We start from the raw sequence: 21,329 nt of genomic DNA on the forward strand, positions 1-21,329 counted from the left end.
CGCGCTCCGTACTAGCGCGCACCACGAAGGATAGTGTTCCGTCACACCCCCCTCTGGCCTGCCGGCCATCTCCCCCGCAAGGGGGGAGATTGGACTGCACTCCTGCCTTCGCCAATCTCCAGCGCAGCAAGAATAGCGACCGCATCGAAGCTGCCGATCTCCCCCCTTGCGGGGGAGATGTCCGGCAGGACAGAGGGGGGTGGGCGGGAATTCGGCGTGGGAGAGTTTTCATGCCGCGCGCTCCGCGATTGCGTCACCGCAGACGATCTTGCGATGCGTGTTCATGTCGATATTGCGGCCCGAGAGAAGAACGACCACCGGCCCGGTCGCCCTGACCTTGCCGACGAGTAGCGCAGCGATGCCGACCGCTCCGGCGCCTTCGACGATCTCGCGCTCCTGTTCATAGGCATGGCGGATGCCGGCGGCGATCTCGTCCTCGCTGAGCAGGATGACGTCGTCGAGCAGATCGCGGCACATGGCGAAGGTCAGCCGGTTGCCGAGACCGATGCCGCCGCCGAGCGAATCCGCCAGCGTCGGCAGTTCTTCCACCTCGACCGGGCGACCGGCATCCAGGCTCGCCTTCATCGCAGCACCACGCGCCATCGAAACGCCGATGATTTTTGTCCCGGGGCTGACGCCCTTGACGGCGGCGGCGATGCCCGAGGCGAGTCCACCACCGGAGAGTTGCACCAGGACGAGAGCGGCATCCGGGACCTGCTCGATCATCTCCAGTCCGAGCGTGCCTTGCCCGGCGATGATGGCCGGGTGGTCGAAGGGCGGCAGCATCACCAGTCCCTCCTGCGCCACCAGCCGTTCGACCTCCTGCTGCGCCTCGTCCTGACTGTTGCCGATGATGCGGACATCCGCGCCAAGCCGACGGATTTCGTCGAGCTTGTTGCCCGGCACCAGTCGCGACATGCAGATCACCGCACGCATGCCTTCGAGCTTCGCAGCATGGGCCAGCGCACGGCCATGATTGCCGGTCGACGCCGCGACCACGCCGCGCGCCTTCTCCTCGGCGCTCAGCGAAGCAACGGCATTCGAGGCGCCGCGCAGCTTGAAGCTGCCGGTGGTCTGGCGGTGTTCAAGCTTGAGGTGGACGGGGATGCCCAGTCGTTCGGAAAGGCTGTGAGATAACCCTGTCGGCGTGCGTTCGATTTTGCCGGCAATTCGCTCCCGGGCGGCACGAATATCGTTAAGGGTGACTGTCGTCATGATCGTCAATCGCGCGGCAAAGGCAGCGTCATCAGACGGCCAAATTCGGGATGCGACGTCCCGTCGCCACACAACCGCAAACAATTCCAGGCGCTGGCCTGATTGCTGGTGACGACCGGGCGGTCGATCGCCTGTTCCATGCCGGGAACCGCGAGCGCTCCGCGCAATGCGGTGCAGGACACGAACAGTGCATCGGCCTGCGCATGCGTCGCCTCACGAGCTAGGTCGACGATCGCTGCCGGCGCAATGCGCGCCATCTCGCGATCGTCCTCGAAGCCGAGGCAGGTGAAGCTGACGATCTCAAAGCCGCGCTCGCCGAAATACGTCGCCATCGGCCTGGAGGTTTCGACGGTGTAAGGGGTGAGGATGCTGATCTTTTTCGCGCCCAGCGCCTGCAGCCCGCGCACGCCGGCCATCGGCGGCGTGACGACGGGAACACCCGGCTTGGCAGACTGGATCGCGGCCTCGATTTCAGCGTCGCCAATCACCACCGAGGCCGAGGTGCAGGAGTAGCAGATCGCGTCGAGCGGCTCATCGGGCAGGATGAGGGCAGCACCCGCCGCCAGCTCGGGCTGCATCTTGCGGAGATTCTCGGGTGTGGTCGGATTCTTGTAGGGAATGCGCGCGACATAGACGCCGACCCGCTCGCTCGCCACCATGCGGCGGAAATCCGGTTCGCTGGTGTGGTCGGTGGCAAGGATGATCAGGCCGACGCGCTTTTCCAGCGGGCGCGCATCGAGCGCCGGCCTTGTCGGCATCAGCCTGATCTCGGGCAGCGGTTTCATCTCAGAATTACCTTTCGATCTTGCCGTAGCGATGTTCCAGCCAGCGCAGCAGCACGACCGAGAAGAGGCTGATGACGAGGAAGAAAGCGCCGACCAGCGTGATCGGCTCAATGTAGCGATAGTAGGTGTTGGCGACGCTCTTTGCCTGGTTCATCAGCTCCAGCACGGTGATTGCCGATAGCAGCGGTGTCTCCTTGAACATGGCGATGAAATAATTGGCCAGCGCCGGGATCATCGGTGGGATCGCTTGCGGAATGATGATGTTGGTCCAGGTCTGCGTGGCGCTCAGATTGCAGGCCTTGGCCGCCTCCCACTGGCCGCGCGGCACGTTGTCGATGCCGGCGCGATAGACTTCCGCCGTGTAGGTGCCGTAGTGCAGGCCGAGCCCGATGACGCCGGCGACCAGNGCCGGCGCGATAGACTTCCGCCGTGTAGGTGCCGTAGTGCAGGCCGAGCCCGATGACGCCGGCGACCAGCGGCGGCAACAGGATGCCGAAATCCGGCAGGACATAGAAGATGAAATAAAGTTGCACCAGAAGTGGCGTGCCGCGGATGAATTCGGCCGCCCAGCCGACGGTGCGCGACAGGACCTTGTTGGGCGAGCGTCGCGCCAGCGCGATGCCCAGACCCACGATAGCGGCCAGCACGGAGCCGAGCAGCGTTGCCAGGATGGTGATCTTCACGCCCTGGATCAGCGTCGGCAGGATCTCCCAGACGAAGTTCCAGTCCCAATCCATCAGACGCGCACCCCGTCGAGGCCGCGCGCCATGCGGCGTTCCAATGAACGCACGCCCCAGGAGATGATCAGCGCCAGGGCGAAATAGATGATCAGGATGGTGGTGAACGGCGCCAGCGTGTTGCCGGTCTGCGAGCGTACGACCTGCGCCTGAAAGGTGAGATCGGCGAGCGAGATCAGCGACACCACGGAGGTCGCCTTGAGCAGCTCGATGGCGTTGTTGCCGAAGGTCGGCAGCATGACCAGCAGCGCCTGCGGCAGGATGACATGGCGCATACCTTGCCAGCGGCCGAGGTTGAGCGCGATGCAGGCTTCATATTGTTCGCGGCCGACCGACTGGATGGCGCCGCGTACCACCTCGGCCGCATAGGCGCCGACATTGAGGCCCAGCGCCAGCACACCCGCCTGCAGCGGGGTCAGTTCGAGGCCGATCAACGGCAACACGAAATAGGCAAAGAACAGCTGCACGAAGATCGAGGTGCCGCGGAAGAATTCTATATAGGCGGTTGCAAGCCAACGCAGCGCGAAGAAGCGCGACACGCGGCCCATGCCGGCGAGGAAGGCCATGATCAGGGCGAGCACCGACCCCATCAGCGTCAGCTCGATGGTGACAAGCGCTCCCTGCAATATCAGGCCGAGGTAGCCGGACCACTGGGTCATTCGGGTTCCAACGTTGGCGGTTAGCTTCCTTCTCCCCGTTCACGGAGAGAAGATGCCAGTCCACCCTCCGAAGCTGCAGCGCAGCTGCTGCGGAGGACGGGCAGGCAGATGAGGGGCAGCGCTAAATTCTCAGAACCTGGCGCCGCCCCTCATCCGGCCCTTCGGGCCACCTTCTCCCCGTGAACAGGGAGAAGGCAAAACGGCGCTATTTCGCCGCGCAGAGCTTGTCCCGCGTGGTCGACATCGCGGCTGCGGCCGAGAAGCCGTAGGGCTCGATGATCTTGGCGAACTCGCCGGATTTCTTCAGCTTGGCGAGCTCGACATCGAAGGCGTCGCGCAGGGCCTCATCGCCTTTCTTGAAGGCGGCGCCGTCGCAATAGACCGGCGCGCCGACCACCGGGGCGATGACTTCGAGGTTCGGATCGTTGGCTTTCTTGACGAGGTCGTTTATCGACAGGACGGGCAGCGAATAGGCGTCGATGCGGCCGTCCTGCAGCATCTTCAGGCCGCTCTGGCCGTCCGGCACGACGATGACGCGCTCGCGCGGCACGCCGGCGTTGAGCGCCAGCTTCTCCTCGGTGCCGCCACCGGGCGCGCCGATGGTGGCTGACGTGTCCTTGGCGACGTCCTCGTAGCTCTTGAAGCCCTTCGGATTGCCCTTCTTCACCAGCATCGCCTCGGCGTCGCACAGCACCGGCTCGGAATAGACGACCGCCGCGCAACGCTCCGGCTTCATGAACAGGCCGGCGGTGACGACGTCGAAGCGGCCGGCCTGCAGGCCGGGGATCATCGCGCCATATTCGGAGATCGAAGCGACGATGTCGGCAACACCGAGACGCTTGAAGACCTCGCGCGCCACGTCGGGCGCCGCACCCGAAACTTTGCCGTCGGCGGCGACCGCCGTATAGGGCGGCTCGTTGGCGATCGCGACGCGGGCAAAGCCCTGCGCCTTCAATTGCTCGAGCTTGCTGTCATCGGCCGAACCGGTGCTCGACGCGGCGAGCACCGCCGTCAGTGCGAGACCGGCGACGCCGGCCAGAATGCCAAGTTTCTTCATTGTTCCCAACTCCTTTGTTGTCTTCTTGGTTTTGTCTGGGGCGGTCTTCCGCCCCGCAAAGCGGTCAGACACGATGTCCGGCCGCGATGATCTTCTTCAGGAAGCCTTGCGTGCGCTCCTGCTTTGGATGGCGGAAAATCTCGTCTGGTTTGCCCTCTTCGACGATCTTGCCGCGGTCGAAGAACAGCACGCGGTCGGCGAAGTCGTGGGCAAAGCCCATCTCGTGGGTGACCAGCAGCATGGTCATGTCGGTCTCTGCGGCGAGCTTGCGCATGACATTCATCACCTCCTCGACCAGCTCCGGATCGAGGGCCGACGTCACCTCGTCGAACAGCATGATCTTCGGCGACAATGCCAGCGCACGGGCAATCGCCACGCGCTGCTTCTGGCCGCCGGACAGCTGCGCCGGCATCGACTTCGCCTTGTCAGCCATGCCGACCATGTCGAGCAGTTCCATGGCCCGCTTTTCAGCGGCGGCGCGAGGCGTGCCCTTGGTCAGCATCGGCGCCAGCGTGACGTTATCCATGACGCATTTGTGCGGAAACAGATTGAACAGCTGGAAGACCATGCCGATCTTCTGCCGCATCTTGGTCAGGTGCCGCTCGTCGGCGGGCAGCAGCTGGCCGTTGCGCTCCATGTGGTAGAGCTGCTCGCCATCGATCTGGATATAGCCGCCGTCGATCTTCTCCAGCGTCATCAGGATGCGCAGGATCGTCGTCTTGCCCGAGCCGGACGGGCCGATCAGCGCCAGCTTCTCGCCGGGCATGACCTGCATCGACAGGCCGTCCAGTACCTTGAACGAGCCGAAGCTCTTCGAAATGGCGTCGACCTTGATGATGGGTGAGGACAAATGAATTTCCCCTGCTGGAGAAGCCTGTGCCCTTAACGATGCGGAACGCGCCAAATCATGTCAATTGGGAAAATAAAATCATGACAATATTTCCGGCACTGCATGATTCCAGAGCAATTCCCGCTTAGATTGCGAGCAGCAGATGCTCCGGATCGCCAAGCAGCAACTTGGTGACAACGCCGAGGCCGGCGCGCAGTTCCCCCTCGGTGGTCGAGCCGAGCGAGATGCGCACCGCCGGATGCCAGGGCGCATCCGAGATGCGGAAGGAGGTGCCGGGCGCGATCGCCACGCCTTGCAGGCGGGCCTGGGCGACGAAGCTTTCCTCGGCACGGTCCGCAGGCAGTTGCAACCAGACATGCAGCCCGTCGCGCCTGGCGCGATAACCAACCCCGCCCAGCACCTCGGCTGCGATGTCCTGGCGGCGGCGCAATGCCGCGCGCTGCCAGCGAACGAGTTCCATCGCCGTGCCGTCGGTCACCCATTTGGTGGCGATCTCGGCCACCAGCGGCGTCGCCATCCAGTTCGACACCAGATGCCGGTTGGCAACGGCGGCGACATAGCGGTCGGGCGCCGCGAGATAGCCGATGCGCAGGCCAGGTACGGTGATCTTGGTGAAGGAAGTGACGTAGAGCGTGCGCTCCGGCGCAAAGGCGGCGACCGGCGGCGGCCGGTCCTCGACCAGCGGACCCAGCACATCGTTCTCGATGATGGCGATGTCGTGCTTGCGCGCGACCGCGGCGATCTCTTCGCGCCGCCGAGCGTCCATCAGCGTCGCCGTCGGGTTGATCACCGACGGTTGCACGAATACCGCGCGAATGTCGGTGAGCCGGCAGACCTCGTCCAACGCCTCCGGGATCAGGCCATTGCCGTCGATCGGCAGGCCTTCCAGGTTGAAGCCGAGATAGCGCGCCAGCGGCACCAGCGTGTGGTGGCCGATAGCCTCGGTGGCGACAGTCGATCCCGGCGGCGCAACGCTCATCAGCGCCACGGTCATCCCGGCGGTCGCGCCATTGGTCAGGCTGATATTCTGTGCGGAGGTGTCGAGCCCACACAGTTTCAGCCATTCGACAGCCACCGCGCGGTGACGCGGGAACACCATGTTGGGCCGGAACGACAACGCCGAACTGGATGGCAGGTTTTCGGCCAGCCAGCCCAGCGCCTGCTTCAGCCGCTCCAGATGCATCGGCTCGCAGACCGGCTTCAGGATTGACAGATCGATGACCTCGCCGAGGCGCTCCGGCAGATAGGGCGGCTCCGGCTCGCGGCGCTGCGTCTGGACAAAGCTGCCACGGCCGATCTCGCCCGAAATCAGGCCGCGCCGGATCAGTTCTTCGTAGGCGCGGCTGACCGTCTGCACCGACAGTTTTAAATCGTCTGCCAGCCTTCGATGCGTTGGAAGCCGCGCGCCGTTGGCCAGCCGCCCGTCATGAATGGCGCGGGCGAACTGGTCGGCCAGCGTTTGATAGGCTGGCCGGCGGATGAGCGCAGGGTCGGGTTGCCATGATGTCATGACTTAATAGAGATCGAAATCAGTGCAATTGACAATCGAAATAATGCGCCGTCATGGTGATGCCGACAAAAAGCGGACGCTGATGACATCGAAACTCGACGCGGTCGACCTCAGGATACTCGACGCCATCCAGCGCGACGGGCGCATCACCAAGCTGGCGCTGGCCGAACAGGTCGGGCTGTCGCCGACGCCGTGCTGGATGCGGCTGCGCAAGCTGGAGAAGGCAGGCATCGTCTCGGGCTACCACGCCAAGATCGCCATGCGCGTGGTGGCGCCGGTCGCCACCGTGTTGATGGAGGTGACGCTGGCCAGCCATCGCCAGGCCGATTTCGACCGCTTCGAACGCGTCATCCGCGACATCCCCGAAATCGTCGCCTGCTGGTCGGTGGGCGGCGGCGTCGACTATGTCTTGAAGGTGATGGCGCGCGACATCGACGCCTATCAGCGGCTGGTCGACGACCTGCTGGAGCGCGAGATCGGCATCGACCGCTACTTCACCTACATCGTCACCAAGACGGTGAAGGACGAAATCGTGCTGCCGATAGCCGATCTGCTGCCGGCGTCGGCATAAGCCCGGAGAGAATGTCTGTCGGGACGGCACAATAGAGAGAGTCTCTCTCCTTCAGGGCGTCGAAACAGTCTCTCTGTCTGCATGTGACGGATAGTCTTCCCGCATCGTCCGAACCGGGAGGCCTCGACCATGTCCGCGCATTTTGCCCGCTCGCATCGCCATGAGGCGCTCGACCGCCTCTCCGACCGCCGGCTGCTGCGCGAGCTTGCCTATGTCGATGGGCATTGGACCGCGAGCGAAGCGGCCGAAAGCTTTGAAGTCACCGATCCGGCCACAGGCGCGACGGTCGCGTTTGTCGCCGCGCTCGATGCGCAGCAAACGACAAGGGCAATCGGTGCCGCCGCGCGTGCCTTCCCGGCTTGGCGGTCACTGCTGCCGCAGGAGCGGTCGAGAATTCTGCGAAAATGGTTCGAGCTGATCATCGCGGCGAAAGACGACCTTGCCCTGCTGATGACTTTGGAACAAGGCAAGCCGCTGCAGGAATCGCTCGGCGAAATCGACTATGCCGCCTCTTTCGTCGAATGGTATGCCGAAGAGGCAAAGCGCCTCAACGCCGAGAGCGTCACCAGCCATCTGCCGAATGCCGAGATGATGGTGAGGCGNCCGAAGAGGCAAAGCGCCTCAACGCCGAGAGCGTCACCAGCCATCTGCCGAATGCCGAGATGATGGTGAGGCGCGAGCCGCTCGGCGTTGTCGGCGTCGTCACGCCCTGGAATTTTCCGGCGGCGATGCTGACCCGCAAGGCGGCCGCCGCACTCGCCGCCGGCTGCACCATCGTCGCACACCCATCCTCGGAGACGCCGCTGTCGGCGCTGGCGCTGGCTGAACTCGGCGAGCGCGCCGGCCTGCCCGCCGGTGTCTTCAACGTCATCACCGGCAAGGCAGCGACGATCGTCGGGCGCATGTGCGAAGACCCGCGCGTCCGCGCCATGAGTTTTACCGGCTCGACGGAGATCGGCCGGTTGATCGCCGCACAGTGTGCTCCGACGATGAAGCGGCTGGTGATGGAGCTTGGCGGCCATGCGCCGCTGATCGTCTTTGCCGACGCCGATGTCGACAACGCAGTGAGCATTGCCATCGATGCCAAGTTTGCAACGTCAGGCCAGGACTGCCTTGCCGCCAACCGCATCTATGTCCAGCGCCCGATCTACGATCGCTTCTGCGCCGCCTTTGCCGAGCGCATCGAGGCGCTGCGGACCGGCAATGGGCTTGTCGAAAAGATCGATATCGGACCGCTGATGCATGAGCGCGCCGTGACCAAGGTCGAGGAACAGGTCGCCGATGCCGTCGCCCATGGCGCGCGCTGCCTCACCGGCGGCAAGCGGCATCAGGCCGGGCCGCTGTTCTACCAGCCGACGTTGCTGGCCGATGTCAGCGACGAAGCGCTGATCATGCGCGAGGAGACCTTTGGGCCGGTCGCCGCAGTCACGCCGTTCGACAGTGAGGACGAGGTGATCGCCCGTGCCAACGCCACGGAATATGGCCTCGTCGCCTATGTCGTTACCGAGAATGGCGCCCGCCAGCAACGTATGGGCCGCGCGCTCGACTACGGCATGGTCGCCATCAACCGCGTCAAGATCACCGGCGCGCCGATCCCATTCGGCGGCGTCAAGCAATCCGGCATCGGTCGCGAAGGCTCGCGCCATGGGCTCGAAGCTTTCGCCGATCTGAAGTACCTCTGCCTGGACGTCGCATAAGTCCGTCCGGCCATCCCTCAAGGAATCAAAAAATGCTCGACCAATCCAACGAACTCAATGCCTGGGATCGCGACCACTTCTTCCATCCTTCGACCCATATGGGCACGCATGCGCGGGGTGAATCGCCGACCCGCATCATGGCCGGCGGCGAAGGCGTCACCGTCTGGGACAACAATGGCAGGAAGAGCATCGATGCCTTTGCCGGTCTCTATTGCGTCAATGTCGGCTATGGCCGCCAGAAGATCGCCGACGCGATCGCCACCCAGGCGAAGAACCTCGCCTACTACCACGCCTATGTCGGCCACGGGACCGAGGCCTCGATCACGCTGGCCAAGATGATCATCGACCGCGCGCCGAAGGGCATGTCGAGGGTCTATTTCGGCCTCTCGGGTTCGGATGCCAACGAGACCAACATCAAGCTGATCTGGTACTACAACAATGTGCTGGGACGGCCGGAGAAGAAGAAGATCATCTCGCGCTGGCGCGGCTATCACGGCTCGGGCGTGATGACGGGATCACTGACCGGGCTCGACCTGTTCCACAACGCTTTCGACCTGCCGCGCGCGCCGGTCCTGCACACGGAGGCGCCCTATTATTTCCGTCGCGCCGACCGCTCGATGAGCGAGGAGCAGTTCTCGCAGCATTGCGCCGACAAGCTTGAAGAGATGATCCTGGCCGAAGGTCCCGAAACCGTCGCCGCCTTCATCGGCGAGCCGATCCTCGGTACTGGCGGCATCGTGCCGCCGCCGGCCGGCTACTGGGAGAAGATCCAGGCGGTGCTGAAGAAGTATGACGTGCTGCTGGTCGCCGACGAGGTGGTGACGGGCTTCGGCCGTCTGGGCACCATGTTCGGCTCCGACCATTACGGCATCAAGCCAGACCTCATCACCATCGCCAAGGGGCTGACCTCGGCCTATGCACCGCTGTCGGGCGTCATCGTTGCCGACAAGATGTGGCAGGTGCTGGTGCAGGGCTCCGACAAGCTCGGTTCGCTCGGCCATGGCTGGACCTATGCCGCGCATCCGATCTGCGTCGCCGCAGGTGTCGCCAATCTCGAACTGATCGACGAACTGGACCTGGTGACGAACGCCGGTGAGACCGGCGCTTATTTCCGCGCCGAACTGACAAAGGCTGTCGGCGGGCACAGACACGTCGGCGACGTGCGCGGCGATGGCATGCTGGCGGCGGTCGAATTTGTCGCCGACAAGGACGACCGGGTGTTCTTCGACGCCTCGCTCAAGATCGGGCCGCAAGTGGCGACAGCACTTGCCGCCAGCGGCGTCATCGGCCGCGCCATGCCGCAGGGCGACATACTAGGCTTCGCGCCGCCGCTCTGCCTGACGCATGAGGAAGCCGACATCGTCGTTTCGAAAACCGCCGATGCCGTCAACAGCGTGTTTTCCAATCTCTGAGATCGACCCATGAATGCCATGACCAAGACCCTCCCCGCCACCATGGCCGCCGTGCTGCTCACCGGGCATGGCGGACCGGAAAAGCTCGTCTATCGCAGCGATGTGAAAGTGCCTGTGCCTGCCGCCGGCGAGGTGCTGGTTAAGGTCAGCGCTTGCGGTATGAACAACACCGATGTCTGGGTACGCCAGGGCGCCTATGGCACGGAGGAGGACGCTGCCGCCGTGTCGACGTGGCGGCGGCAAGGCAACACGCTTACCTTCCCGCGCATCCAGGGCACCGACACGGTCGGCACCATCGCTGCCGTCGGCGAAGGCGTTTCCCCGGGCCGTATCGGCGAACGGGTAATGGTCGATTTTTCGATCTACAACCGCGACGACGATTCCCTCGCCGACATTGACTATATGGGCCACGGTCGCGACGGCGGGTACGCCGAGTACCAGACGGTGCCGGGCGAGAATGCGCATTTCGTCGATACTGACATGAGCGACGTCGAACTCGCCACCTTCTGCTGCGCCTACCTCACCGGCGAACAGATGCTGGAGCGCGCCGGGCTGAAAGCCGGCGAACGCGTGCTGGTCACCGGCGCCTCAGGCGGCGTCGGTTCCGGCATCGTGCAGCTGGCGCGGGCGCGCGGCGCCATTCCCTATGCGGTCGTCGGCAAGGGCAAGGAGCAGGCGGTGCGCGACATCGGCGCCGAAGCGGTCATTACCCGTGGGGTTGCCGATCTTCCCGCCGCCGTGAATGAAGCCACTGGCGACCAGCCGATCGATGTGGTCGCTGATCTCGTCGGCGGCGCGATCTTCAACGACCTGCTGCGCATCCTGCGACCTGAAGGCCGCTACACCACCGCCGGCGCCATCGCCGGCCCGGTCGTGCAGCTCGATCTCAGGACCATGTATCTCAAGCAGCTGCAACTGCACGGATCGAGCCAGGGCACGCGCGCCGACTTCCGCCGCATCATTGGATACATCGAAGCGAAGAAAATCCGGCCGCTGGTCGGCGGCGTCTACAGGCTCTCCGATTTTCACAAGGCGCAGGCAGACTTTGTTGCCAAGGACTTCGTTGGCAAGCTGGTGATCGTGCCGGACGCCATGTGGAACCCGAATATCCGCACATAACGCCCCTACGTCAGAGCTCGTCGTAAACGGCATCATCAACACCTTGCGGCGTGGAGTCGTCGAAACCCAGCATGCGGTTGGTGACGTAGCCGAATCCGACACCGGCGCCGGGATCGGCAAAACCGAGGGCGCCGCCCCAGCCGCCATCGCAGCGACGCGCGGCTGGCATAGGCGGCGTCGTCGAGTTGAAAGCCGGCGGCGAATTGTCGGCGCTTGAGACATAGCGCGCATGAGGCGAACCGGAATCATCGCAACGAATGCAATCCACAGGCCGGCAACCAGACCCTGCATCTTGACAGACGAGGCGAAAGCCAAAAGAGTGAAACCGGTTTCACTGGGGACCGCCGGTGCATTTCGATCTGTCCACTCTGCTCCCGCATCTGGGTTTTCTGGCGCGCGGCGCCGAACTCACGGCCGCGGCTTGCGCGCTGTCGCTGGTAGGAAGCGTCTTCATGGGCGCGTTGGTGGCGATCGCACGCACCTCCGCCTCGGCACTGCTTCGACGGATCGCCTTCGTCTATGTCGATCTCTTCCGCAATGTGCCGTTCATCGTCCAGCTGTTCTTCTTCTATTACGGCCTGCCCGAGCTCGGCATTTACATCGATGCCTTCACCACCGGCGTCGTGGCGCTTTCGATTGCCGGCGGCGCCTATGCCTCCGACATCATTCGCGCCGGCATCCTCGCCATCGACCAGGGCATCATCGACGCCGCTGAAGTGAGCGGCCTGTCCAGGCGCAAGATCTTCACCCGCATCGTGCTGCCGATTGCGCTGCGCACCTCCGTGCGACCGCTCGGATCCGTGCTCATCAACATGATCCTTACGTCCTCGATCCTCTCGACCATCACGCTCAACGAGCTCACCGGCTCAGCCCAGATCGTCGTCTCGCAGACCTATCGGCCCTTCGAGGTCTATGTGGTGCTGCTCTGTGCCTATGCGGCCCTGACCTATCTGGTCTCGCTGGGCGTCACCCTGCTCCACCGCCATCTCAATCGGGACATGATGGAGGCGGTCGACTGATGCGGTTCAGCGACTTCACCTCCTACGACCTGATCCTGCTGGCGCAAGGTCTCGGCACCAACATCGCGCTGTTTCTCGTCACCTCTCTGATCGGACTGCTGATTGGCCTGAGCTGGGCGTTGGTGCGGTTCTACCGTGTGCCGGTTCTGGCCCAGGTCGTCACCTTCCTGTCGGAGCTGTTGAAGAACTCGCCGGTGTTGGTGCAGCTGTTCCTGGTGTTCTTCGGCCTGCCGGCGCTGTTGCATATAAGGGTGACGCCGGTCACCGCAGCGACCATCACTCTGTCGGCGAACACCGCGGCATTCGTCTATGTCATCGCGGTCTCGGCGATCGAGTCGATCGAACGCGAGCAGGTCGAGGCCGCGCGTGTCTTCGGCCTGACCCGGTGGCAGGTCCTGCGCCATATCGTTTCGCCCCAGGCTGCCGCCTTCGCGGTCGGCCCGCTCGTCGCGCTGCTGGTCAACCAGCTTCAGGTGACGTCGCTGATTTCTGTCATCGGCGTCGTCGACCTGACCAAGATTGGCCACATCCTCAACATGCGAACCTTGAAGCCGTTCGTGGTCTGGACCGCCGTCGGGCTGCTCTACTATGGCGCGGCAAAGCTGGTCGCCCTGCTTGGCGAGCGTCTTGAAAACCGCCTGCGGGCGCACAGCGCCTGGCGGGGGCTTTAACATGCTCAAGATCGAAAACGTGCACAAAGCGTTCGGCGAGGTCACTGTGCTGGACGGCGTCGACCTGACGATCGCGCCCGGCGAAGTGGTCTCGATCCTCGGGTCGTCGGGGTCCGGCAAGTCGACACTGATCCGTTGCATCAACGGCCTCGAAATGCTGAAGTCGGGCCGCATCACGGTCGACGATTTCGATGTCAGCAAGCCGAAGGAGCTGGCCGAGGCGCGCAAGCGCTCAGGCACCGTCTTCCAGCTGTTCAACCTCTATCCGCATATGAGCGCGCTTCAGAACATTACGCTCGCCCCGATCGAGGTGCTGAAGATGCCGCGCCCTGAGGCCGAGGCGCTGGCGCGCCAGCTGCTCGAGTCCGTCGGCCTCGCCGATCGGGCCAACGCCTACCCGGCGCAGTTGTCGGGCGGGCAGCGCCAGCGTGTCGGCATCTGCCGGGCGCTCGCCATGCAGCCGCGCTATCTGCTGCTCGATGAAGTGACCAGCGCGCTCGACCCGGAAATGACTTCCGAGGTGCTGGCCATCCTGGCAAAGCTCGCCGCGCAAGGCACGACGATGCTGTTCGTCACCCACGAAATCGAATTCGCGCGCGAGATTTCCAACCGCATCGTCTTCCTCGACAAGGGCAGGCTGGTGGTCGATCTGCCGACGGATCGTTTCTTCGCCGCGGACGGCGGCCGGGCGCAGCCGCGGGTTGCGCAGTTTCTCTCCAAGATGCGCAAGGACTAGGAATGCTGCTGTTAGCCAACAACGAAGCATGGCCGGGATTCGAAACCTCGGTGCAAATGCTGCGCGATGGCGCCGTCAGCCTGGACGCGATGGTTGCCGGCATCGGCATGGTGGAGAAAGAGGTCAAGGTTCGCAGCGTCGGTTATGGCGGCTGGCCGAACATGCTGGGCGAGATGGAGTTCGACGCCGGCGTCATGGACGGCAATACAAGAGAGGTCGGTTCAGTCGGCGCCGTGCCAAGGACCTTGGCGGTCGCTGCCCTGGCGCAGCAGGTAATGAAGCGCCTGCCGCATGTGATGCTGACCGGCGAAGGGGCGCGGCGCTTTGCCAGCGAAATCGGTTTTGCCGAAGACGAAGTCTTGTTCGAGGACAGCAAGCGCGTCTGGTGGGTGCGGCTGCAACAGGAACTCACACCGCAACAGCTGGCGAAATTCCCCGATATCGATCTGGCGCCGCTCAGCCGTACTATCACCGATCCCGAGCGGGTCCGCGACACCACCGTCTTCCTGTCGGCGGATGCGCGGCGCGGCATCCATGCCGCGACTTCGACCTCGGGCTGGGCCTGGAAATATCCGGGCCGGCTCGGCGATTCTCCCATTCCCGGCGCAGGCTTTTACGCCGACAGCCGCTATGGTGCGGCGGCGTGCACCCACACCGGCGAGATGACGATGCGTTGCGCGACCGCACGGACCGTCGTGCTGGCCATGAAGCTTGGCCGATCCCTGTCGGATGCGGTCGCGCTGGCGGTCGAGGAACTGGCTGAACTCGACACCGGCTTCCTGGCCGGAGTGGTCATCCACGCCGTGGACGCCGAGCAGAACCACGAGGTGGTGAATTTCAGATGCGAGGGCGAGGTCCGCTACTGGCTCTGGAAGGATTCTATGTCCGCACCCGAATTGCGGGCGGCAAGACGCGTCACTTGAAAATAAGGAGAGGAACCATGAAAACCGTACTGCGTGCCTTCGCCGCGCTGGCCATCGTGGCCGGTTCGGCATTTCCAGCCCTTGCCGGCATGATTGACGACATCCGCTCACGCGGCACCATTCGCATCGGCGTATCGCTCGGCGGCGAGCCGATCGGCTTTCGGGATGCACAAAACAACCCTGTCGGCTACGATGTCGATGTCGCGACGCTGCTGGCGCAAAAGCTCGGCGTGCCGGTCGAGTTCGTCGACGTCTCGGGCGATGCGCGTATTTCCATGCTGGTGTCGGGACAGATCGATGTCGCGGTCGCAAACACCTCGGCAACGCTCGAGCGGGCCAAGACCGTCAACTTCACCATCCCCTACAACCGGGCCGGGCTGCGCGTCATCGTCCAGAAGGATGCCGGGATAACCGACCTCAAGGGGCTCGCCGGCAAGAAGGTTGTCGTCGGCCGCGGCACCACGGGCGAAACCTTCCTCAAGGCAGCCGTGCCGGACGCAGAGCTCGTTTATGTCGACCAGTTCGCGCCCGACGGGGTTCTGCAGCTGCAACAGAAGCGCGTCGATGCGGCGATCGAGGATTCCTCACTGCTCGATTACCTCGCAACCAAGACACCGAGCCTGGTGACGCTGCCTGGCCTCTATTCCAACGATCCGATCGGCATCGCGGTCGCCAAGGGCGATCCCGAATTCGTCCGCTGGCTCGACATGTTCGTGTCCGACTTCATCCAGTCGGGCACCTACGAGGCGACCTACAAGAAGTGGTGGGGGCCGGGCTCCAACCCGCCGGCGCTCAACCCGCTGTGGTGACACCCACTACCGGCAACCGATCGGCGCACACTCGAGGCGCCGTCGCAACGATCGCCGATGTCGCGCGGCTGGCAGGCGTGTCGCGTGCCGCGGCGAGCCGTGCGCTGTCGAGCGGACCGCGACCGGTCTCGGCGGACAAACGCGAACGTGTCGTGCAGGCCGCCGCGCAGCTCGGCTACAAACCCAATCTCCTGGCGCAAAGCCTGACCACCAAGACCGTCAATCTGGTTGCCGTCGTGGTCAACCACATTCACGACCTTTCAGATCTCGACCTGTTCGACCGGCTGCTCGACGCAATCCAGTCGATCGGCAAGCAGGTCATCCTCATCCGCATCGGCTCGGCGGAAGGGGTCGAGGATTTTCTGCGCAACGGCGTTGCCTATCATGTCGATGCCGCCGTGGTGTTCTCCGACTTTGCCGATGCAGCGACGGTGCGGCGCATGTTTCGCTCGGACCTGGTCATCATGCTGAACGGACTGCATGACGATCTGTCACCCACAATCATTCCCGATGAAGGCGTCGGCATCGCCGAGGCCGTGGCGGATGCGGCGGCCAAGCGCGCGCGCACGGCCAGCCTGCTGACCGGCCGGTCGTCCTCGCGGGTCGAACAGCTGCGCATCGGCCACTACCTCGAAGCGTTCCGGCATCATGGAATTGAACTGCTGCAGACGGTCCAGGGAGACTATTCCTACGAGTCGGGCTATGCGGCAGCCGCCGGCCTGACGGGACGCGGCTGTCCCGATGCGGTCTTTTGTACGTCCGACGCGATGGCCATGGGTGTTCTGGATGTCTGCCGGGCGGATTTCCCCGACGACCGGCCCAGCCGCTTCCGCCTCTATGGCTTCGACAATGTGTCCCTGACCAATTTCGACGCCTACCCGATATCGTCAATCGGCTACGACAAATCAGACTATGTGGGTCATATCGTCGGCGCCCTCTCCAATCCGCAGGTCTTCATGCCCGGCCAGCCGCCTGTCGTTATATTGACCCGGCTGATTTCGCGCTTGACCGCGTAACTAGCGCCGATGTTGGACTGCTTGTCCGGCGTCGATCTCCCAGAGATCGAACGGAGATCGCGCCGGACAATGTACCGGCGCCTACTGCAATTTCGCCTGGAGCGCGTTGACGTCGTCGGTTGTCATTTCACCGTCGGTCGTCACCTTGCCGTCGACGATCTTCCACAGCCGGAACGGACCGGTGATGTCGCCATATTTGTCGAAGCTGACCGGACCGATGACGCCTTCATAGCGGATCGGCTTGCCGTCCTTGATCAGGCCGAGCGCCTTGGCGAACTCGTCCTTGCCGGCATAGATCGGTGTGCCGGCAGGATCGACCGCCTTGTACATGGCATCCTTGATCTTGGCTGGATCCTCGGAGCCGGCAATGGCAATGGCGAGACCGACAATGGCGCCGGCATCATAGGAACGGTCGGCTGCCGGGTTCGACGGTTCGATGCCCGAAAACTCCTTGTAGTTTTTCAGGAAATAGTCGGTGGATGCCGTCGGGCTGGTGCCGGAAGAGGTACCATAGGCATCCTTCAGATAATCGGCGCCGACGGATTCGATGAAGTCCGGGCTGTTCATGCCGTCATTGAGCAGGAATTTCTGCACGCCGCCCTGCGATATCCAGGTGCGGGCGACCGTTGCGCCGTCGACCGGCGTGCTGACGAGGTAGAGTCCGTCCGGCTCGCCTCCCATCGCCGCCGTCACTTCCGAAGCATAGCTCGACTGCTTTTCATTATAGGGCGTGTCGGAGACGATGGTGCCGCCGAGCGCTTTGTAGGCACGCGAGAATTCGGCCACCATGTTGACGCCGAAGTCGTTGTTGACATGGATGATCGACAGTTTCTTGAAGCCCTTGTCGATGGCGTATTTGGCGGCGGCCACGCCTTGCAGCGCATCCGACGTGATGGTGCGGAAGAAGATGCCGTTGGTCTTGCCGTCGCGGCCAAGGGCGGTCAGCGTCGGCGAGGACGAAGCCGGCGACACCTGCACGATCTTGGCCGGCCCGGTGACCGAGGTCAAAATCGGGATCGACACCGAGGAGATGATGCCGCCGATGATCACCGGCACCTTCTTGACCTGTACCAGCTGGGTCGCGGCATCGACCGCGATATTGCCCTGGCTCTGGCTGTCGCGCGTGTCGGCTGCGAGATCGCAGCCGCGTACGCCACCGGCTTCATTGATGTCGCGGAAGGCCATTTCGACGGACTTCGCGCCGGCCTGTCCGTATTCGCCGGCCGGACCGGTGAGCTCCATGACCAGGCCGACGGTGATCTTGCAGTCCGCTGCGTGTGCGGCGCCGGCCATCGTCACGAGAGCCAGTGCTGTGGTGATTTGAAGTATCGTCTTCTTCATTGCCGTTCCCCTTTTCTTGTTTGAACTTTTGCCTGTTCAGCCTTCCGGCGCCTGCAGCCAGGTCTCATGCAGATGCCGCCATTCGACGCCGTTTGGTGCCGATGAACTGGTGGTGAAGACCGCACTGGACTGCCGGCGACTGTGTTTGCCGGCGCGCAGTTGCGCCTCGATGTAGAAGATGACGATCGTGTCCGCGTCCTGCCAACCCGGCCTGATGTCCTCGATCGATATGGCAAAACCGTCGTCGCAAGTGGCGCGGCTTGTCCGGACATGATCTACGACCGCGTCGCGATCGAGGATCTGGCCATTCGGCGCCACCATGGTGAGGCCTTCGCCCATGACAGCCTCGAAGCGGCCGAACTCCACAGCGTCGGCTCGCGCGGCGACAAACCAGTCGACGAAGAAGCGATGCAGGTCGATGATTTCAGCGCTGGCACGCGAAAAAAGGGAAGGCTCTCCGCTCATTTCTTCCCCGCATTGAGGTTGTAATGCATGATCGAGCCGTGGCGGCCATGACGGTCGCGCTCCAGCGCGTAGACATCGCCCGCGAGGCCGGTGCCTTGTGCGATGGCGGCAGCAATCCGCGCGCGATCGTCGGCGTCGAGCGCGACGTCCATGATTTTCGTATTGGCCAGCGCATGTGCCTGGTTGCGCGCACCCACAATGACGGCCGCGACCTGCGGCTGCTCGAGCACCCATGCCGAGGCGATGGTGGCGATGTCGACGCCGTGGCGATCGCCGACCGCTTTCAGCGCCTTGAGCAGGGACTGGAACAGCTCCCAGCCGCCGAAGTCGTCGATGATCAGCTTGTATTTGACCAGCGAGCGGTTTTCGAGCGGCGTGGAGGGCTCGGCCACGCCAAGCCATTTGTCGCTGAGGAAGCCGCCCGCCACCGAGCCGTAGCAGAGGAAGCGGACACCGTTCTTAGCGGCAAGGCCCGCAAGGCTGTTTGCCGGCCGCTGGTCGAGCACTGAATATTGCAGTTGCTGGCTGACCAGCGGGATGCCCGCGGACAGGATTTCGGCTAGCCTCGGCGTATCGAAATTGGTGGTGCCGAGATTGCGCACCTTGCCTTCCAGCCGAAGCTCGTCGAGCCAACCCATCGCCTCGACGTAACGAGGCTGGTCATAATCCCACCAGTGAAACTGCACGAGGTCGATCCGCTCGGTCTTGAGCCTGCGAAGCGACTGATCGACGATGCCCCTGATGTAGTCGCGGCTGATGCCTGGCAGTCGTTCGAGGTCCGGCACCAGCTTGGTGTGCACCTTCATCCTGGCCGCAACATCGAGACCGCGCTCGCCGGCCAGCCGCAGGCGCGCGGCGCCGATCAGTTCCTCGACGCCGGTGTAGATGTCGGCGCAGTCATAGGTCCAGATGCCGGCATCGAAAGTGGCGATGAGGTCGGTCACCGCCTGGCTGCGGTCGACGGCGCCATGCCCGCCGGCAAGCTGCCAGCCACCGCGGATGACTCGCGAGATCGCATAGCCGGGGCTGAGTTCGATGGTCCTGGCGGTCATCCCTTGTCGGTCTCCTTCGGCAGCGGCACGGCCGTGGTTTCGGCATGGCTGAACCGCCGCTTGGCAAGCCTGACGATGCGGAGCCGGCTGGCGCAATTGGGATCGGGACAGGCGATCTCGGCATCCGAGGTCATCCAGTCATTTGCATGCGTCGGGCGCTGCTTTGCCGCCAGGAGCGGCAACACGGCCGAGATCGAATAGATCGAAAAACCCTGCCCTGCCGGCAGCGAGAGCATTTCGCCCTTCAGTTCGAAATAGTCGCCGGCCCTGGCGCCGCAATAGACCGGCTTGCCTTCGGGAATGACCGCTTCGACGCGCAGATCGAAGAGCTCGAAACTGTCGTCGGCCATTCAGGCCTCCACCAGGCTGAAGGTGATGTCACAGGCGCCGTTGCGGCGGATAACGCCGCAGGCGGCGGCAAACTGATCGCGCTCTCCGGCAAGCACTTGCGCGACCACGCTGCCGGCCAGCCAGCCGATCGGGAACAGCAGCCGCGCCCCCTGCCCGTAGTACAGGCCGATATCGAAGATGGCATTGGGATTGCCGCCCCACACGCGTGGCGGCACATAGGACAGCACGATATCGCCGGGCTGCGGCGTCAGCGTTGCATTCTCCGGTGGCAAAGACTGGGCATAGGCCTGGCCGTGGAGATCGGCTGACGGAACCGGGCACGAGATTTCCGGTCCTGTCCACATCGCATGGATGCCTGGGATGATGCGTGGCTGCGCCAGATACGCCAGCAGGAAGGCGGCATTCTCCGGCGCCTTTTCGGGCAATAGCAGCGCCGTCACGGAAAGCTTCGAGCGTGGTTCTGTGATGCCGATGGCGGGCTTGGGCATGTCAGTCCTTCGCCGATTGAAGTTTGTCGCGCAGGAAGGCGAAGGGGCGGCTGATGTCGGCTACCAGCGCCTCGCGCGCCGCTTGCGCATCCTGTTTGGCAAGTGCCGCGACAATGCCGCGGTGATAGTGCGCGGTATCGACCTCGCCGGCCTCGGAGAAGGCATAGATGGCGACGCGGATGCAGGGTCCCGATTGAAGCCAGAGGCTTTCGATCATCGGGATCAGCACAGCCGAGCCGCAGCAGCGGTAGATCTCAAAATGGAAGCTCTGGTTGAGCGTCGCTTCGCGATCGATATCCTTCTTGTGCTTCAGGGCCCGCATCTCGTCCCATTCGCCCAGCATGGCTTCGATCGACGCGATCTGGCGCGGGCTCATGCGCCTGGCGGCAAGCGCGATCGCTTCGCCTTCGATGAGTGAGCGGGCACGCAGGAGGTCGTCGATGCGCTCCAGCGTGATCGGCGGCACGCGCACGGAACGGTTGGGCAGCGCCTCCAGTGCCTTTTCCGTGATCAGCCGGCCGAGCGCTTCGCGTACCGGCATGGTCGAGGTGACCAGCGCATCGGCAAGACCGCGGATGGTCAGCACCTGGTTCGGCTCGAAAAGGCCACCGATCAGAGCACGGCGCAACTCGGAATAGACGCGATCCTGCACCGTCTCGCGGCCGACCGGCGTAAGCTGGGCTGCGATCATCCCATTGTTCTTGTCGATGGCAGCCTTCTGCATTACCGGCATTTGCCCCGTTTTCGGCTTGCGAATGAAATTAAAGCCGAATAGCGTGATCAACGCAAGTGTGATCACAAATCAAAAATCAGGAGGCGACAACGATCGTCTTCGGCCAGAGGGTT

General features: G+C 63.7%; 22 protein-coding genes and 2 pseudogenes. 10 read left to right on the top strand and 14 right to left on the bottom strand.

Features of this window, described 5'->3' with window-relative positions; genetic code table 11:
* Positions 1-228: 228 nt before the first annotated feature.
* From eutB to X751_RS142060, 7 genes and pseudogenes are all read right to left on the bottom strand, one after another.
* Positions 229-1,215, bottom strand: coding sequence for a hydroxyectoine utilization dehydratase EutB (eutB, locus tag X751_RS142085; RefSeq protein WP_023820929.1), 987 nt, complete (start codon positions 1,213-1,215; stop codon positions 229-231).
* A gap of 5 nt (positions 1,216-1,220) precedes the next feature.
* On the bottom strand, positions 1,221-2,000 hold the full coding sequence (gene eutA, locus X751_RS142080; protein ID WP_023686971.1) for an ectoine utilization protein EutA: 780 nt from the start codon (positions 1,998-2,000) through the stop codon (positions 1,221-1,223).
* 7 nt (positions 2,001-2,007) lie between these two features.
* Positions 2,008-2,737 (bottom strand): annotated as a pseudogene (gene ehuD / locus X751_RS01000000164055) (ectoine/hydroxyectoine ABC transporter permease subunit EhuD).
* Positions 2,737-3,396, bottom strand: a complete 660-nt coding sequence (gene ehuC, locus X751_RS142075; RefSeq protein WP_023667875.1) for an ectoine/hydroxyectoine ABC transporter permease subunit EhuC — start codon at positions 3,394-3,396, stop codon at positions 2,737-2,739. The pseudogene ehuD and the gene ehuC overlap by 1 nt, the downstream one beginning before the upstream one ends.
* A 205-nt stretch (positions 3,397-3,601) precedes the next feature.
* A complete protein-coding gene (gene ehuB, locus X751_RS142070) occupies positions 3,602-4,453 on the bottom strand; it encodes an ectoine/hydroxyectoine ABC transporter substrate-binding protein EhuB (protein ID WP_023682674.1) in 852 nt (283 codons plus the stop codon).
* Positions 4,454-4,517: 64 nt separating this feature from the next.
* The gene (ehuA, locus tag X751_RS142065; protein ID WP_023745628.1) at positions 4,518-5,303 is read right to left on the bottom strand and encodes an ectoine/hydroxyectoine ABC transporter ATP-binding protein EhuA; all 786 of its coding nucleotides are present in this window, start codon (positions 5,301-5,303) and stop codon (positions 4,518-4,520) included.
* A gap of 124 nt (positions 5,304-5,427) precedes the next feature.
* Positions 5,428-6,813 (bottom strand): PLP-dependent aminotransferase family protein, encoded by a 1,386-nt coding sequence (locus X751_RS142060; RefSeq protein WP_023745629.1) that lies wholly within the window; start codon positions 6,811-6,813, stop codon positions 5,428-5,430.
* Between the two features lie 82 nt (positions 6,814-6,895).
* On the opposite strand from X751_RS142060, the gene X751_RS142055 reads away from it, so the two are divergent.
* From X751_RS142055 to X751_RS142045, 4 genes and pseudogenes are all read left to right on the top strand, one after another.
* Positions 6,896-7,384 carry an Lrp/AsnC family transcriptional regulator gene (locus tag X751_RS142055; protein ID WP_031247194.1) on the top strand — a complete coding sequence of 163 codons (489 nt, stop codon included), beginning with the start codon at positions 6,896-6,898 and terminating at the stop codon, positions 7,382-7,384.
* A gap of 129 nt (positions 7,385-7,513) precedes the next feature.
* Positions 7,514-9,081, top strand: a pseudogene (locus X751_RS01000000164060) (NAD-dependent succinate-semialdehyde dehydrogenase).
* 32 nt (positions 9,082-9,113) lie between these two features.
* The gene (locus X751_RS142050; protein ID WP_023735672.1) at positions 9,114-10,493 is read left to right on the top strand and encodes an aspartate aminotransferase family protein; all 1,380 of its coding nucleotides are present in this window, start codon (positions 9,114-9,116) and stop codon (positions 10,491-10,493) included.
* A 9-nt stretch (positions 10,494-10,502) separates the two neighbouring features.
* On the top strand, positions 10,503-11,612 hold the full coding sequence (locus tag X751_RS142045) for an alcohol dehydrogenase family protein (protein ID WP_023745633.1): 1,110 nt from the start codon (positions 10,503-10,505) through the stop codon (positions 11,610-11,612).
* A gap of 10 nt (positions 11,613-11,622) precedes the next feature.
* Here X751_RS142045 and X751_RS1000000167085 read toward each other — a convergent pair whose 3' ends face one another.
* Positions 11,623-11,781 carry a hypothetical protein gene (locus tag X751_RS1000000167085; protein WP_196814892.1) on the bottom strand — a complete coding sequence of 53 codons (159 nt, stop codon included), beginning with the start codon at positions 11,779-11,781 and terminating at the stop codon, positions 11,623-11,625.
* Positions 11,782-11,959: 178 nt separating this feature from the next.
* On the opposite strand from X751_RS1000000167085, the gene X751_RS142035 reads away from it, so the two are divergent.
* The 6 genes from X751_RS142035 to X751_RS142010 are packed head-to-tail and all read left to right on the top strand — an operon-like array spanning position 11,960 to position 16,786.
* A complete protein-coding gene (locus tag X751_RS142035; protein WP_023745634.1) occupies positions 11,960-12,631 on the top strand; it encodes an amino acid ABC transporter permease in 672 nt (223 codons plus the stop codon).
* Positions 12,631-13,302 (top strand): amino acid ABC transporter permease, encoded by a 672-nt coding sequence (locus tag X751_RS142030; protein ID WP_023745635.1) that lies wholly within the window; start codon positions 12,631-12,633, stop codon positions 13,300-13,302. Before X751_RS142035 ends, X751_RS142030 begins: the two co-directional genes overlap by 1 nt.
* Before the next feature lies 1 nt (position 13,303).
* Positions 13,304-14,038, top strand: coding sequence for an amino acid ABC transporter ATP-binding protein (locus X751_RS142025; protein WP_023745636.1), 735 nt, complete (start codon positions 13,304-13,306; stop codon positions 14,036-14,038).
* Between the two features lie 2 nt (positions 14,039-14,040).
* Complete coding sequence (locus X751_RS142020; protein ID WP_023714893.1) at positions 14,041-14,961, top strand: isoaspartyl peptidase/L-asparaginase; 921 nt, start codon at positions 14,041-14,043, stop codon at positions 14,959-14,961.
* Between the two features lie 17 nt (positions 14,962-14,978).
* The gene (locus X751_RS142015) at positions 14,979-15,770 is read left to right on the top strand and encodes a transporter substrate-binding domain-containing protein (protein WP_023667863.1); all 792 of its coding nucleotides are present in this window, start codon (positions 14,979-14,981) and stop codon (positions 15,768-15,770) included.
* Positions 15,764-16,786, top strand: coding sequence for a LacI family DNA-binding transcriptional regulator (locus X751_RS142010; protein ID WP_023745637.1), 1,023 nt, complete (start codon positions 15,764-15,766; stop codon positions 16,784-16,786). Before X751_RS142015 ends, X751_RS142010 begins: the two co-directional genes overlap by 7 nt.
* An 81-nt stretch (positions 16,787-16,867) precedes the next feature.
* Here X751_RS142010 and X751_RS142005 read toward each other — a convergent pair whose 3' ends face one another.
* The 6 genes from X751_RS142005 to X751_RS141980 are packed head-to-tail and all read right to left on the bottom strand — an operon-like array spanning position 16,868 to position 21,207.
* Positions 16,868-18,127, bottom strand: coding sequence for an ABC transporter substrate-binding protein (locus X751_RS142005; protein ID WP_023745638.1), 1,260 nt, complete (start codon positions 18,125-18,127; stop codon positions 16,868-16,870).
* A gap of 36 nt (positions 18,128-18,163) precedes the next feature.
* A complete protein-coding gene (locus X751_RS142000) occupies positions 18,164-18,592 on the bottom strand; it encodes a hypothetical protein (protein ID WP_023667860.1) in 429 nt (142 codons plus the stop codon).
* Positions 18,589-19,644, bottom strand: a complete 1,056-nt coding sequence (locus X751_RS141995) for an aldo/keto reductase (protein WP_023745639.1) — start codon at positions 19,642-19,644, stop codon at positions 18,589-18,591. The genes X751_RS142000 and X751_RS141995 overlap by 4 nt, the downstream gene beginning before the upstream one ends.
* A complete protein-coding gene (locus X751_RS141990) occupies positions 19,641-19,994 on the bottom strand; it encodes a TIGR04076 family protein (protein WP_023667858.1) in 354 nt (117 codons plus the stop codon). Before X751_RS141990 ends, X751_RS141995 begins: the two co-directional genes overlap by 4 nt.
* Positions 19,995-20,483 carry a DUF3830 family protein gene (locus X751_RS141985; RefSeq protein ID WP_023667857.1) on the bottom strand — a complete coding sequence of 163 codons (489 nt, stop codon included), beginning with the start codon at positions 20,481-20,483 and terminating at the stop codon, positions 19,995-19,997. It abuts the gene before it with no gap.
* A gap of 1 nt (position 20,484) precedes the next feature.
* Positions 20,485-21,207: a GntR family transcriptional regulator gene (locus tag X751_RS141980; protein ID WP_023745640.1), complete on the bottom strand. Its 723-nt coding sequence runs from the start codon at positions 21,205-21,207 to the stop codon at positions 20,485-20,487.
* Positions 21,208-21,329 lie beyond the last annotated feature (122 nt).

It is taken from the genome of Mesorhizobium sp. LNJC394B00, assembly GCF_000502555.1.
In the GTDB taxonomy this organism is placed as follows: Bacteria; Pseudomonadota; Alphaproteobacteria; order Rhizobiales; family Rhizobiaceae; genus Mesorhizobium.

Excerpts from the sequence above, each read along its gene's own strand:
- eutB (WP_023820929.1), bottom strand. The coding sequence starts at position 1,215 with ATGACGACAGTCACCCTTAACGATATTCGTGCCGCCCGGGAGCGAATT.
- eutA (WP_023686971.1), bottom strand. The coding sequence starts at position 2,000 with ATGAAACCGCTGCCCGAGATCAGGCTGATGCCGACAAGGCCGGCGCTC.
- ehuC (WP_023667875.1), bottom strand. The coding sequence starts at position 3,396 with ATGACCCAGTGGTCCGGCTACCTCGGCCTGATATTGCAGGGAGCGCTT.
- ehuB (WP_023682674.1), bottom strand. The coding sequence starts at position 4,453 with ATGAAGAAACTTGGCATTCTGGCCGGCGTCGCCGGTCTCGCACTGACG.
- X751_RS142060 (WP_023745629.1), bottom strand. The coding sequence starts at position 6,813 with ATGACATCATGGCAACCCGACCCTGCGCTCATCCGCCGGCCAGCCTAT.
- X751_RS142055 (WP_031247194.1), top strand. The coding sequence starts at position 6,896 with ATGACATCGAAACTCGACGCGGTCGACCTCAGGATACTCGACGCCATC.
- X751_RS142050 (WP_023735672.1), top strand. The coding sequence starts at position 9,114 with ATGCTCGACCAATCCAACGAACTCAATGCCTGGGATCGCGACCACTTC.
- X751_RS142045 (WP_023745633.1), top strand. The coding sequence starts at position 10,503 with ATGAATGCCATGACCAAGACCCTCCCCGCCACCATGGCCGCCGTGCTG.
- X751_RS1000000167085 (WP_196814892.1), bottom strand. The coding sequence starts at position 11,781 with ATGCCAGCCGCGCGTCGCTGCGATGGCGGCTGGGGCGGCGCCCTCGGT.
- X751_RS142030 (WP_023745635.1), top strand. The coding sequence starts at position 12,631 with ATGCGGTTCAGCGACTTCACCTCCTACGACCTGATCCTGCTGGCGCAA.
- X751_RS142025 (WP_023745636.1), top strand. The coding sequence starts at position 13,304 with ATGCTCAAGATCGAAAACGTGCACAAAGCGTTCGGCGAGGTCACTGTG.
- X751_RS142020 (WP_023714893.1), top strand. The coding sequence starts at position 14,041 with ATGCTGCTGTTAGCCAACAACGAAGCATGGCCGGGATTCGAAACCTCG.
- X751_RS142015 (WP_023667863.1), top strand. The coding sequence starts at position 14,979 with ATGAAAACCGTACTGCGTGCCTTCGCCGCGCTGGCCATCGTGGCCGGT.
- X751_RS142005 (WP_023745638.1), bottom strand. The coding sequence starts at position 18,127 with ATGAAGAAGACGATACTTCAAATCACCACAGCACTGGCTCTCGTGACG.
- X751_RS142000 (WP_023667860.1), bottom strand. The coding sequence starts at position 18,592 with ATGAGCGGAGAGCCTTCCCTTTTTTCGCGTGCCAGCGCTGAAATCATC.
- X751_RS141995 (WP_023745639.1), bottom strand. The coding sequence starts at position 19,644 with ATGACCGCCAGGACCATCGAACTCAGCCCCGGCTATGCGATCTCGCGA.
- X751_RS141990 (WP_023667858.1), bottom strand. The coding sequence starts at position 19,994 with ATGGCCGACGACAGTTTCGAGCTCTTCGATCTGCGCGTCGAAGCGGTC.
- X751_RS141985 (WP_023667857.1), bottom strand. The coding sequence starts at position 20,483 with ATGCCCAAGCCCGCCATCGGCATCACAGAACCACGCTCGAAGCTTTCC.
- X751_RS141980 (WP_023745640.1), bottom strand. The coding sequence starts at position 21,207 with ATGCAGAAGGCTGCCATCGACAAGAACAATGGGATGATCGCAGCCCAG.